We start from the raw sequence: 12,372 nt of genomic DNA, 5'->3' as shown, positions 1-12,372 counted from the left end.
TGACAAAATATTTATATTTGTGCTGAGTGATGAAAAACCGAACGGGAAAGGCGGGGGCGGCTGGTCTACAGTTAAACCTAGCGCGGCCGCTTGTCCTCTCTGCAGTGACGGCGCGCGCGAAACAGCCTAATCGGCCTGCGTAAGCGCAGCGGATGCGCCCTGATCCCTGCCGTTACGGAGGAGTTATGCGTGATACTTACACCTTGCTCGGCTGCCGCGGCTGCGGTTCGACCATCGTCGCCGCCGCGCTGGAGCTGACCGGCTTTCCCTGGGGTTATGAAGAGGTGGACTACGCGGCGGACAGCCCGGAGCGCGAGCGTCTGCTGCGGCTCAATCCGCTGGGGGAGGTGCCCACCCTGATTCTGCCCAATAATGAAGTGATGACCGAGAGCGCGGCGATCGTGCTGCTGCTGCATGCGCGCGCCCCCCACGCGGAACTGGCGCCGGAGGCGGGCGCGGCGACGCTGCCGCGTTTTTTACGCTGGCTGATGTTTATCAACAGCGCGATTTACCCGACCTTCACCTATGGCGACCACCCGGAGACCTGGCTGCCGAAGACCCGACACCCGGAACGGCTGGAGGAGGCGATCGCCCCGCGCCGCGAACAGCTGTGGCTGCAGTGCGCCGCGGCCGCCAGCGACGCCGGGCCGTGGTTTCTCGGCCGCACCTTCAGCGCGCTGGATTTGTACATCGCCGTGATGTGCAACTGGCGGCCCGGCCGCCGCTGGTTCCTGCAGCACTGCCCGCAGCTGACCGCCATCGCCGGTCGGGTGGAGCAGTTGCCGCTGCTGAATGCGCTGTTCCAGGCGCATTTCGACCATGTTGCGCCGCTGGAATAATGCGCGGCGCAGCGCAAAGCGGACGATGCGTTGCTTCGCCGTGCTGACGGCGCGCGTCGTCTGTGGGACAATAGCGCCATCATTTCGTTTAGATAAGAGTTGAATGGCGCTCACCTCCGCAGTAAAAGATCAGATCGGCAAGTGGTACAAAGCCCTGCAGCAGCAAATACCGGACTTTATTTCCCGCGCACCGCAACGGCAGATGATTGCCGAAGTCGCCAAGACGCTGGCGGGCGATTATTCGCGCCATCTGGCGATTGAAGCGCCGACCGGCGTCGGCAAGACGCTGTCGTACCTGATTCCCGGCATCGCCGTCGGGCGCGACGAAGGCAAACCGCTGGTGGTCAGCACCGCCAACGTGGCGCTGCAGGACCAGATTTACAGTAAAGACCTGCCGCTGTTGAAGAAAATCATCCCGGACTTAAAGTTTACCGGCGCGTTCGGCCGCCGGCGCTACGTCTGCCCGCGCAACCTGGCGGCGATGGGCACCGACGTCGCCGAGCAGGGCGATCTGATGCTGTATCTCGACGAGGATGAGCTGGCGCCCTCCAACGGCGAAGAGCAGGCGCTGTGCCAGAAACTGTCCAAATCCCTGGCCCGCCACGAGTGGGACGGCCTGCGCGACCACTATTCGCTGTCGATTGACGACACGCTGTGGAGCAAGCTGAGCACCGACAAGGCCAACTGTCTGGGGCGTAACTGCCACTATATTCGCGAGTGCCCGTTTTATCTGGCGCGCAAAGAGATTGAGAGCGCCGACGTGGTGGTCGCCAACCACGCGCTGGTGATGGCGGCGCTGGAGAGCGAATCGGTACTGCCTAATCCCAAAGAGCTGCTGCTGGTGCTGGACGAGGGCCACCACCTGCCGGAGGTGGCGCGCGACGCGCTGGAGATGGAAGGGGAAATCACCGCGCTGTCCGCCAACCTGCAGCTGGATATGATCGTGCGGCAGGTGGAGCTGTGCATGACCCAGTACCGGCCGAAGAACCCGCCGGGGCTGGCGAACATCGAACGGCTGAAAAACCACTGCGAGGAGCTGCGCGAGCTGATGCAGGGCTTTGAGCATCAGGTAAGCGCTTACCTACCGGGAGACGGCGCGGCGGCGGAGCACCGCTTTGAGATGGGCGCGCTGCCGCCGGAGATGGTGGAGAGCTGCGCGCGGCTGTTCAAACTGACCGACGGGCTGCGCGGGCTGGCGGAGTTTATCCTCAATGACCTGAGCGAACAGACCGGCAAGCACGATATTGTGCGCCTGCACCGCACGATTCTGCAGATGAGCCGCACATTGGGTTATCTGGAAGCGATGAGCAAGCTGTGGAAGCTGGCGGCGATGGATAAATCCTCCAACGCGCCGATCTCCAAATGGGTCACGCGCGAGGTGCGCGATAACGTTACCCATCTGTATCTGCACTGCGTCGGCATCCGCGTCAGCGACCAGTTGGAGAAGCTGCTGTGGCGCAACGTGCCGCACGTGGTGGTGACCTCGGCGACGCTGCGCTCGCTCAACAGCTTCGCCCGTCTGCAGGAGATGAGCGGCCTGAACGAAAAGGCCGGCGACCGCTTTGAGGTGCTCTCCTCGCCGTTCAACCACGTCGAGCAGGGCAAAATCGTGATTCCCGCCATGCAGTTTGAACCGTCGATGGCTAATGAAGCGCAGCATCTGGAAGAGATGGCGCGCTGCTTCCGCGCCGAAGTGGCCGGCGGGCAGCACAAAGGGATGCTGATTCTGTTCAGCAGCAACCGGGCGATGCAGACCTTCCTCAGCTACGTCACCGATTTACGGCTGATGCTGCTGGTGCAGGGCGATCAGCCGCGCTACCGGCTGGTGGAAGAGCACCGCAAGCGGGTGGAGAAGGGCGTGGCCAGCGTGCTGGTGGGGCTGCAGTCTTTCGCCGAAGGGCTGGATCTGAAGGGCGAGCTGCTGACGCAGGTGCATATTCACAAGATCGCCTTCCCGCCGATCGACAGCCCGGTGATCCTCACCGAAGGCGAGTGGCTGAAAACCCTGAAGCGCTATCCGTTTGAAGTGCAGAGCCTGCCCAGCGCCTCGTTTAACCTGATCCAGCAGGTCGGCCGGCTGATCCGCAGCAATCAGTGCCATGGCGAAATCATGATTTACGATCGCCGCCTGCTGACAAAAAACTACGGCTCACGCCTGCTGGCGGCGCTGCCGGTGTTCCCCATTGAACAGCGGGCGGTGCCGGAGGCCGACAAGGCGCATCTGGCGGCGCTGAAATCGGCCGCCGACGCGGCCAAAAAAGAGAAAAAGAAGGGCAATCCGTTCACCCGCCGTCGCCGCCGTTAAACCGCCAGCGGCGGCAGGCGGCGCTTCACCGGCGTGGTTTTCACAATCGAGGTATTGCTCTGCGCCTGCTCGGCCAGCCGATCCAGGATCTGGTCGAGCTGCTCCAGCGAGCGCGTCGACAGCCGCACGATAAAGCAGTCCTCACCGGTTACCTTGTCGCACTCCACCACCTCCGGGATGGCGGCAATCATCTGTTCCACCTTCTTCAGCATGCCCGGCAGCGGCTTGAGGCGCACCAGCGACTGAAAACTGTAGCCCAGCGCCTGCAGATTCACGTTCAGGGTGTAGCCCTGAATCACGCCGCTCTCCTCCAGCCGCCGCAACCGTTCTGAGGTGCTCGGCGAAGACAGCCCCACTTTGGCGCTCAGCGTTTTCAGCGACATGCGCGCATCCTCCGCCAGCAGCGCCAGAATTTGGTGATCGATAATATCCATAGCAACCTTGTTAGGTAAGTAATGTATTCAGCCTTTAATAAAAAGGAAGTTAAGCATATCTGCCTGATTTTGGCTATGGAGCGCAGCGGCAAAAGGTTGCAAGCTAATGCAATCACTGACGCAGGGGATACAGACGATGAAGGCAGAGATAAAACGCGGTTCGCTGGAGATGGTGGCAGCGATGCTGATTTCCGGTTCGATTGGCTGGTTTGTGCTGATGTCCGGCCAGCCGGTGATTAACGTGGTGTTCTGGCGCTGCGCCATCGGCGCGCTGGCGCTGTTGCTGGTGTGCGGCCTGCTCGGACAGCTGCGTGCGCCGGGGCTGCGGCGGGCGACGCTGCTGATTGCCGTTGCCGGCGGCATGGCGCTGGTGGTGAACTGGCTGCTGCTGTTCAGCGCCTACCGCTATGCGTCGATCTCCATCGCGACGGCGGTGTATAACACCCAGCCGTTTATGTTGGTGGGGCTGGGGGCGCTGTTTCTGGGGGAAAGGCTGACGGCGCGCAAGCTGCTGTGGCTGGCGCTGGCCTTTGCCGGCATGACGCTGGTGGTGCTGGCGCAGCCGCAGCAGGCGGGCGCGGGCGGCCAGTATCTGTGGGGGATTTTGCTGGCGCTGGGGGCGGCGTTTTTCTATGCGCTGACGGCGCTGGCGGCCAAGCGCCTGACCGGTACGCCGCCGCAGTTGATCGTGTTGATTCAGGTCAGCGTCGGCGCGCTGATGCTGCTGCCGCTGGTGGACTTCCACGCCGACGCCAGCGCCGGGCAGTGGAGCATGCTGCTGGCGCTGGGCGTGGTGCACACCGGGCTGATGTTTGTGCTGTTGTACGGCGCCATCCAGAAGCTGCCGACCCACCTGACCGGTTCGCTGTCGTTTATCTACCCGGTCGCCGCCATGCTGGTGGACCGCTGGGCCTTTGCGCACCAGCTGTCGCTGGCGCAGCTGGCCGGCGCGGCGCTGATTCTGCTGGCCGCCGCCGGGATGAACCTGCTGGGCGAACGCCGTCGGCCGCAGCCTGCGGCTGAAAAATGCGGCATTGCGCACGGCGAAACTGGAAAAACGCCGTCGCTGAGGTAGATTAATAACTTGCTCATTTGGCTAACCTTATTGGGAACATCATGATCGACATCTCTACCTTAGCGCTGTTTTCCGCCGCCAGTCTGGCGCTGACCGTCACCCCCGGGCCGGATATGCTGCTTATCGCCTCGCGCAGCATCAGCCAGGGGCGACGCGCCGGCTTCGCCTCGCTGGCGGGGATTCAGCTTGGCACCTATTGCCACGCGCTGGCGGCGGCGCTGGGGCTGTCGCAGCTGTTTGTCGTCATGCCGCTGGCCTATGACGCAGTGCGCGTGATGGGGGCCGCCTATCTGCTGTATCTGGCGTGGAAAACGCTGCGTTCGGGCGGCAGTCTGCAGGCTTCCGCCGGCTTGGCGCCGGTGGCGGTCGGACGCATCTTCCGTCAGGGGCTGTGGACCAATATTCTTAACCCCAAGATGGCGCTGTTTGTGCTGGCGCTGTTCCCGCAGTTTATCAACCCGCAGGCCGGCTCGGTGGTGGTGCAGATGCTGGTGCTGGCGACGGTGCTGAATCTGGTGGGGCTGGCGGTCAACGGCGGCGTGATTATGCTGGTCAGCGGCATGAAGAACCGTTTCGCAGGCCGCCGCATCAACGCGCGTTGGCCGAACTATCTGCTGAGCGGGGTGTTCGCCGCGCTGGCGTGCAAGCTGCTGCTGTCCAGCCGGCAGTCGTGAGGGAAGGCCTCCGTTTACGGGGGACGTAATTGCTGCCGGTGGAACAGGGCGGTGGCAGGTTAAGGATGACAGATGATGGACAAAAAACCGGACAACGCCGATATCGGCCAGCAAGTTTTTGATTGGTACGATGCGAAGTGGAACCTGCGCACGCCTTTCAGTAAGAAGAAACCGCTGACGTCAGACACCAGCCTGTCGACGGGCAAGTATCCCTGGCTCTGGGAGGATGGCCTGGAAATCATGGAAGAGTATTTTGAGTTGTTCAATGTTGACAGCTCAGGGTTTAACTTTATGAAGTATTGGCCGCAGGAAATCAGCGTAACCTCCGCTGTGATTGCCTGGCTTTGCCCCTGGGGTAAGAGGAAAAAATATCAAGAGCCTGAAGCGCTTACCATTGCCATGCTGATGGAATCTGCGAGGGCGGGAAAATGGGTGGATGGGTAGTTTGGTTTCTCTGCATAGGGACTTGCTATTATTTCGAAGCAATCCTATTCAACAGTCGGCTTCGTGCCAGGAGCGGACATTGTTAATGGCATGATGTATGAACCAATGGAGAGCCGATCATCTATACTCCTGTTAATCCATACTGGAAATATTGTTATCACTAGTCCTACAACGGAAGCGTTAGCTATATATTCTAATGCTCCCATTGAGCCTACCACTTTGTTGAGGTAATTCTTACATTCTAAAAGGACTTTAGGGGGTTTTTACTCTGCTAAATAACCACCATCGATTGGATAAACTCCTCCGGTACAGAACGCCGAATTATCTGAAAGCAAAAACAATATGAAGTCTGCTATTTCTTGCATTGTTGCCATCCTTTTCATAGGGTGGCTATTTGCGAAACTACGTACGATATTTTCAGGGAATTCACTCATTCGTGGGGTTTGGACATAGCCCGGAGCGACTGCATTGATTCGAACACCTTGACTTGCAAACTCTAGCGCTGCGGTTTGGGTTAAACCGATTATACCATGTTTAGCCACGGTGTAAGGTGCTAATCCTGGAATGCCAACCAAACCATTCACTGCAGATAAATTAACTATAGATCCACCAAATTTCATCAGCTCAGGTATTTCATATTTTAGGCAGTAAAATACGCCGCTCAATGAGGTGGAAATAACCTTATCCCAGTTTTCAATTGTCTGCTCTGTTATGTTTTTACCATGTTCACCTGTTAACCCTGCATTATTTACAGCAAAATCAAGTTTGCCGAAATGTTTGATAACCTCATCTATCATTTTCTGTACTTGTTCGGGTTGTGACACATCACATCCGATCCCCAGCGCTTGTTGTCCCTGTGAAGATAATCGTTTCGCTTTCTGTTTAGCCTGCTCTGACGAGCGGGATACAATAACGACCTTAGCTCCATTTTTGTGTAATTTCTCTGCGACTGCCTCACCTATACCTGCAGTGCTTCCTGTTATGACAGCAACTTTATTCTGGAAATTCATAATTCCCCCTATGAAGTAGAATTGAGTCTTTCATTTGGAGTAGTATACAAATAAGCTGTGACAGTTTTTGTCAGTACTCTTTACCCTCGCAGATTCCTTCTTTTATTCTCCATTTTTTCAATAAAGCCGTCCTGCTTTCACCATATATGGAATCCAGTTGTACCATCTCTTCAATTTTATCAGTTCTAAAATGACGAAAATCATTTCTCATCTCACACCATGCAACCAAAAGCCAGCATGACTCCATATATACCAATCCAATGGGCCATATGACTCGAGAGGAGTAACTATTTTTCTTGTCACAATATTTTATTTTGATTCTCTTTCGCTTTTTAATAGCATTGCGGATGCCTTCAAAAAATATCTCATTATTTTCTGAAGGACCGATCAGATAGGATTGATTCTCAATGAGATTTTTTAATGTATCGGAAATGACGGCGTGTATTTTGGCAAGTGCATTTCTTGCCGTATTTTTGAAATCACAATCAGTATTATGAGATACCCAATTTAACCCAAGTGTAATAGCATTAATTTCTTCATGAGAAAGGTTTAAGGGGGGTAAATGAAAGTCAGACTTAACGATATAACCAATTCCAGCACCACCTTCAATGCACACTCCTTGATGCTGTAGCGTTTTTATATCTCTGTAAAGGGAGCGCACACTTATTTCTAATCTTTCAGAGAGAGTGGATGCAGTAATCGGATATCTTTGCGCCCTTAATATCTGTAGTAATTCGAGAAGCCTTTCTGTTCTGGTCATGTAGATAAATCCATCTTGATCCTGAGACGATATCTTAAAGCATCTGTTGGATAAGCATCTTAGTACAAAGTAAGCGTACACGCTTAAGTTGAACTGTCCCATATTGATTAATACAGCGCTATATTCGTAATGCGGTCATCTGTGGTGGTGATGAGTGTAACCTTCCGCTTCTCGCTCATAGCTGCCGCTTAGCTTTATGTCGGGCGTGGACATTGCACTCAGTTCACTCCCGCCCCGGCTCACTCCTCTCAGTTCTCCCCACTCCCCGCCCAAACCACACAACCCTAGCTCCCCCTCCACCAATACCGCTATAATCCCCACAAATTTCTCAACGGGTTCAGAAACGAAGATGGCAAAACTCACCTTACAAGAGCAGCTGCTGAAGGCAGGGCTGGTGACCAGCAAAAAGGCGGCCAAGGTCCAACGCACGGCGAAAAAATCACGGGTTCAGGCGCGTGAGGCCAGAGAGGCGGTGGAAGAGAATAAAAAAGCGCAGCTGGAGCGCGATAAGCAGCTTAGCGAGCAGCAAAAGCAGGCGGCGTTAGCCAAAGAGTACAAGGCGCAGGTGAAGCAGCTGATTGAGATGAACCGTATCGTGCCGGCAAAGGGCGATATCGGCTTTAACTTCACCGATGGCAGTCTGATTAAAAAAGTGTATGTGGATAAGACCACGCAAACCCAGTTGATCAGCGGCCGTCTTGCCATCGCGCGTTTGGCCGTTGATAGCAACGGCGAGAGTGAATACGCCATTATCCCCGCCAGCGTCGCCGATAAAATTGCCCAGCGCGATGCAAACAGCATTGTGTTAAACAGCGCGCTGAGTGAGGAAGAGCAGGATGAAGACGATCCGTATGCCGACTTTAAAGTGCCTGACGATTTGATGTGGTAAGCACGTGTTGCCGCTGCCGGCGTATGGAAAGTCCTGACGGACTTTTCATACCGCAGCCGACGTGGTCAGAACGGGCAGGCATGCCGGATATTAAGTGCTTCCCCACTGACGGGATGAACAATATGCAGCTCGCTGGCGTGCAGCATCATCCGCGGCGTCCGTTCGGTGCCCGGCGGCAGCAGGCCGCCATACAGGTCGCAGCCCAGAATCGGGTGGCCCAGCAGCTGGCAGTGAATGCGTAACTGATGAGTACGCCCGCTCTCCGGGATCAGCTGTACCCGCGTCACCGGCAGTAACCGCCCATCCTCCACCGTATGTTCATAACGTTCGATGACCCGATAGCGGGATCTGGCGGGTTTGCCGTGGGTTGAGCAAATCGACATCAGCGGGAACAGCGCCGGGTCTTTGGCTATCGCTGCGTCTATCACCCCTTCGTTGTTGTCCAGATGCCCGCAGAGCAGAGCGCCGTACACCTTGGTTACCGTGCGCTGGCTGAACTGCCGGCAGAGGGCGGCATTGATTGCCTTATTGCGGGCAATCACCATCAGCCCGGAGGTGCCGAAATCCAGGCGGTGAACCAGCGTACAGCCGGGGAATAGCTGTACCAGCCGATGATGCACCGAATCGAGATTTTGCGGATTTTTGCCGGAGAGGCTGAGTAGCCCGGCGGGTTTATTAATTATCGCCAGGTGATCGTCCTGATAGAGGATGTCTATCTGCTCATGGCACGGCGGGGCAATAAAGGTATCGATAATCGTAGACATCAGGCTGCCCGGGGGGAGAGTGGCAGCGGATAATAGCGGATTTCCCGCCGGTTGGCGAATCCGCGCTTCGCCTGATGTCTTTAAATCGCAGCGTCCGCTCCTCGCCCATAACCGCCTGATGGGGCAGCCCAAGTCAGCAACTGACAGACCCGCTCTTATTTCTTCTTGTTCATCATTGCCTGTAGCTCGGCAAACGGGTTGTAGGTGGCCGCGCCGACATCTTTCTGCGCGTCTTCCCCCGCCACAACGGTGGTGCCGTACTGGTCGGCTTCCGTGTACTTCGAGTGTTCGTGATCGTGGCAGTACAGGCACAGCAGCTCCCAGTTGCTGCCGTCTTCCGGGTTATTGGTGTGGTCGTGATCGATATGGTGAACCGTTAATTCACGCAGGTTTGAATAAACAAACTCCCGTGAGCAGCGGCCGCATACCCACGGATAGATTTTGAGTGCTTTTTCACGGTAGCCGCTTTCCAGCCGCGCGTAGTTTTTGGGGATAAAAGCCATTGCCGATGTTACCTGTTAGCAAGAAATAATAGTCACAATATATCCCAAAACGGGACGGCAGGAGAATATTACGTCTACCGGCCGCGGGCGTCAGCGGGCAGTTCACACAGAGAGTCCGGACGGCACAGTGAATCTTTACTTAACACAGAACGTCGGCTGTTTGCTCAGCGCGGATGAAGGCGGGGCTATGGCCGCGATGCGCCGGCAGCGGCTTGCACTAACCCGGCCAGCTTATGCCAGATGAGCTTCGTTAATAATCTCCATTAAAAAGTCGGCCACTACTCTGATCCGTGAAGATGCGACCAGGTCGGTATGACTGACCAGCCACAGTTCCTCAGAAAACACCTGTTGTGTCGGGATGACTTCCACCAGCTCGTTGTTTTGCGCGGCAATGAAACAGGGCAACACCGCCAGCCCCAGCCCCGCTTTTACTGCGGCAATCTGGGTGACCAGACTGGTCAAGGCTAATGACGACGCCCGGTCAGGGAAGTGTTCATTGAGCCATCTGGCGGCAGGGAGATGGCTGAATGACCTGTCCCAGGTGATAAAACTGCGGTCTGCCGTTGGGTTATCGACGGGCGCAGGATGCTCACGAACATAGGCCTCGGCACCGTACACCGCAGAGGCCACCGTACCCGCCTTGCGTATCTTTAAGGTGTTCTGTTCGGGACGGACCAGCCGCAGGGCAATATCGGCATCATTGCGCACCACCGATACGGTATTTACACCGGTGATAAGCTCCAGAGTGATGCCGGGATAGCGGGCCCGGAAGCGTGGCAACGCCGGAATAATCAGGTGGTTTGCCAGCGTTACTGCCGTCGCCAGCCGTACGGTTCCTGTCGGTGTCAGGTCCCGCCCGGAGATTTTTTTCTCCAGCGTTATCACCTTGCCTTCCACCTCTTCAGCATATCTGAGCACCTCCTGGCCGGCATCGGTAAGAAAGTATCCGGTCTGATGATGGAGGAACAGGCAGGTCTGTAGACTGCTTTCAAGTGTGCTAATCCTGCGTGACACCGTCGACTGACTGACGTTCAGCTTAATAGCCGTTTTGGTGAGGCTGTTTGTGCGCGCGACAGCTAAAAAGAAGCGTAAATCGTTCCAGTCCATATTTATTCCACGCATACCATTTTCTATTTTTGGAAAATAATTGGCTGATTTTATCTGTAGTTTTCAAAATATGGAAAAAATAAACTTTCAGCAAGGTATTCATTCTTTTTTACGAGGAATAATCAGATGGAAGCAAGCAACACTCATGATATGCAGGGACTGAGCGCAAGAAAGATCGTCGAGGCTTATCTGGCGGCATTTGCCGCAGGAAAGGTGGAGGACATTGTCAGCCTGCTTGATGACAATGTCGTGTGGCATATTGACGGCGTGCCGGAAGTATCCACCGTCGGATTGTTACAGGGCGTGGAACAGGTCAGACGCTGGCTGCAATCTTTCCCGCAGCACTTCAGGCCGCTGGATTTCTCCATCAGTGAAATGATTGCCCATCATGACAGCGTTCTGGTACTGGGCCGCTTTCGTCATATCGTGCTGAGTACGGGCAATGCGGTAGGCAGCGATATGATCATTCATTTTAAGGTATCAGCGTCGAAAATAACCCGTTATCAAATGTTTGAGGATTCCGCGTTGCTTGGCAGGGCCTTTGACGCCGACGATGAATGGCAACTTCAGCAGGTGAGAATTAATGGCACGCTGTATCGTTACCGCGATATCGGGGAAGGGCCGACGCTGCTTTTTGCCCACGGGCTGTTCGCCAATCATGAAATTTTCTCTGCGCAGTTTGAGGCCTTGAGTAAGTCGCACCGCTGTATTGTTTTGGACATGCCGGGACACGGTCAGAGCGAGTACAATCCCGCCGGCTGGACACTTGATGACCTGAGCAGGGATTTGGCGTTAATGATCCAGGAACTGTCACTGGGCAAAGTGACCGTTATTGGACAGAGTCAGGGGGGAATGGCCGCCATCAGACTCGCCGCACACTATCCGCAGCGGGTGTCCGGTTTGGTGCTGATTGGCACCAGCGCCAGAGCGGAATACCCTGAACGTCTGCAAAACTGGCGCGAACAGCGTGCAATTCTGCTCACCGGTTCAGACGCTGAGCGTGAAGATTTATTTAAACGCCTTCAGGGTTATATCAACAGCGAACGCTGGCTGCAGAATAATCAGGCAGAGGCCGTCCGAGAGCGCCGTATTATGCAGTCTCACAGCCGCGCAGGATTAGCGCTTGCATTGGACGCCGCGGTTTTTGAGCGCGGTGATATCACAGCACTACTGCCAGGCATCACGGCGCCGACGCTGGTCATCTGTGGCGAACAGGACATGGCCACCCCTGTTGGGCTGAGCCAGGAGATGGCAGGACTGATCCCTGAAGCCCGTCTGCTCATCCTGGCCGGCACGGGTCATCATCCGCCGACTGAAGCGGCACGGGCGGTGACGGCGGCGATGGCAGAATTCCTGGCAGCAATTGCCCGATCGCGCGGCTGATGTTTCTGACCCTCCGTGGGATAAAGCGCGCATCGGGATAGACGGCATAAAGGAAGCGGTCAGGTAACCGGTAGTCTGGCAATACGCTGACCAGCTCGCCAGATTGCAGCGTCCTGGCTATCAAACGCCATGGAGTCCGGTGGCGTGCTTTCCTGTTATGCATTTCTGCCTATCGCAAAAGCGGC

The 12,372-nt window shown here is 56.0% G+C and carries 13 protein-coding genes and 1 pseudogene; 7 read left to right on the top strand and 7 right to left on the bottom strand.

Translation table 11 applies throughout. From position 1 onward, the window contains the following. Positions 1–185 precede the first annotated feature (185 nt). Both FO014_RS03190 and dinG read left to right on the top strand, forming a co-directional pair. Positions 186–839, top strand: a complete 654-nt coding sequence (locus tag FO014_RS03190; RefSeq protein WP_105230305.1) for a glutathione S-transferase family protein — start codon at positions 186–188, stop codon at positions 837–839. Positions 840–942: 103 nt separating this feature from the next. Further along, on the top strand, positions 943–3,144 hold the full coding sequence (dinG, locus tag FO014_RS03185) for an ATP-dependent DNA helicase DinG (protein WP_105230306.1): 2,202 nt from the start codon (positions 943–945) through the stop codon (positions 3,142–3,144). Here the strand turns inward: dinG and FO014_RS03180 are convergent. Then, on the bottom strand, positions 3,141–3,578 hold the full coding sequence (locus tag FO014_RS03180; protein WP_160027751.1) for an Lrp/AsnC family transcriptional regulator: 438 nt from the start codon (positions 3,576–3,578) through the stop codon (positions 3,141–3,143). The two genes, dinG and FO014_RS03180, sit on opposite strands and share 4 nt — an antisense overlap. Positions 3,579–3,714: 136 nt before the next feature. On the opposite strand from FO014_RS03180, the gene FO014_RS03175 reads away from it, so the two are divergent. From FO014_RS03175 to FO014_RS03165, 3 genes are all read left to right on the top strand, one after another. Continuing rightward, the gene (locus FO014_RS03175; protein ID WP_160031338.1) at positions 3,715–4,653 is read left to right on the top strand and encodes a DMT family transporter; all 939 of its coding nucleotides are present in this window, start codon (positions 3,715–3,717) and stop codon (positions 4,651–4,653) included. Positions 4,654–4,694: 41 nt separating this feature from the next. After that, positions 4,695–5,327: a LysE family translocator gene (locus tag FO014_RS03170; RefSeq protein ID WP_111737498.1), complete on the top strand. Its 633-nt coding sequence runs from the start codon at positions 4,695–4,697 to the stop codon at positions 5,325–5,327. Positions 5,328–5,399: 72 nt separating this feature from the next. Beyond that, complete coding sequence (locus FO014_RS03165) at positions 5,400–5,771, top strand: DUF1493 family protein (protein WP_343039566.1); 372 nt, start codon at positions 5,400–5,402, stop codon at positions 5,769–5,771. Between the two features lie 263 nt (positions 5,772–6,034). On the opposite strand, the gene FO014_RS03160 is transcribed toward FO014_RS03165, so the two are convergent. Together FO014_RS03160 and FO014_RS03155 are read right to left on the bottom strand one after the other, a co-directional pair. After that, complete coding sequence (locus FO014_RS03160; protein WP_160027749.1) at positions 6,035–6,781, bottom strand: SDR family NAD(P)-dependent oxidoreductase; 747 nt, start codon at positions 6,779–6,781, stop codon at positions 6,035–6,037. A gap of 70 nt (positions 6,782–6,851) precedes the next feature. Next, the gene (locus FO014_RS03155; protein ID WP_160027747.1) at positions 6,852–7,541 is read right to left on the bottom strand and encodes a helix-turn-helix transcriptional regulator; all 690 of its coding nucleotides are present in this window, start codon (positions 7,539–7,541) and stop codon (positions 6,852–6,854) included. Between the two features lie 349 nt (positions 7,542–7,890). Between FO014_RS03155 and FO014_RS03150 the strand changes: the two genes are divergently transcribed. Further along, positions 7,891–8,430 carry a DUF2058 domain-containing protein gene (locus FO014_RS03150; protein ID WP_105230311.1) on the top strand — a complete coding sequence of 180 codons (540 nt, stop codon included), beginning with the start codon at positions 7,891–7,893 and terminating at the stop codon, positions 8,428–8,430. Between the two features lie 65 nt (positions 8,431–8,495). Here FO014_RS03150 and FO014_RS03145 read toward each other — a convergent pair whose 3' ends face one another. From FO014_RS03145 to FO014_RS03135, 3 genes are all read right to left on the bottom strand, one after another. Beyond that, positions 8,496–9,194: an RluA family pseudouridine synthase gene (locus FO014_RS03145; RefSeq protein WP_160027745.1), complete on the bottom strand. Its 699-nt coding sequence runs from the start codon at positions 9,192–9,194 to the stop codon at positions 8,496–8,498. Positions 9,195–9,349: 155 nt separating this feature from the next. After that, on the bottom strand, positions 9,350–9,697 hold the full coding sequence (gene yajD / locus FO014_RS03140) for an HNH nuclease YajD (protein ID WP_015671533.1): 348 nt from the start codon (positions 9,695–9,697) through the stop codon (positions 9,350–9,352). A gap of 231 nt (positions 9,698–9,928) precedes the next feature. Then, positions 9,929–10,804 (bottom strand): LysR family transcriptional regulator, encoded by an 876-nt coding sequence (locus FO014_RS03135; RefSeq protein WP_246168071.1) that lies wholly within the window; start codon positions 10,802–10,804, stop codon positions 9,929–9,931. Between the two features lie 126 nt (positions 10,805–10,930). Here FO014_RS03135 and FO014_RS03130 point away from each other — a divergent pair, with 126 nt between their 5' ends. Then, positions 10,931–12,187 carry an alpha/beta fold hydrolase gene (locus FO014_RS03130; RefSeq protein WP_160027741.1) on the top strand — a complete coding sequence of 419 codons (1,257 nt, stop codon included), beginning with the start codon at positions 10,931–10,933 and terminating at the stop codon, positions 12,185–12,187. Here the strand turns inward: FO014_RS03130 and FO014_RS23910 are convergent. Next, a pseudogene (locus tag FO014_RS23910) lies at positions 12,084–12,311 on the bottom strand (hypothetical protein); the annotation flags it as partial. The gene FO014_RS03130 and the pseudogene FO014_RS23910 sit on opposite strands and share 104 nt — an antisense overlap. Positions 12,312–12,372 lie beyond the last annotated feature (61 nt).

Origin of the sequence: Serratia rhizosphaerae (assembly GCF_009817885.1) — a bacterium.
In the GTDB taxonomy this organism is placed as follows: domain Bacteria; phylum Pseudomonadota; class Gammaproteobacteria; order Enterobacterales; family Enterobacteriaceae; genus Serratia_B; species Serratia_B rhizosphaerae.
The sequence above is the reverse complement of the archived record's forward strand: the minus strand, read 5'-3'. Positions and strand labels throughout refer to the sequence as shown.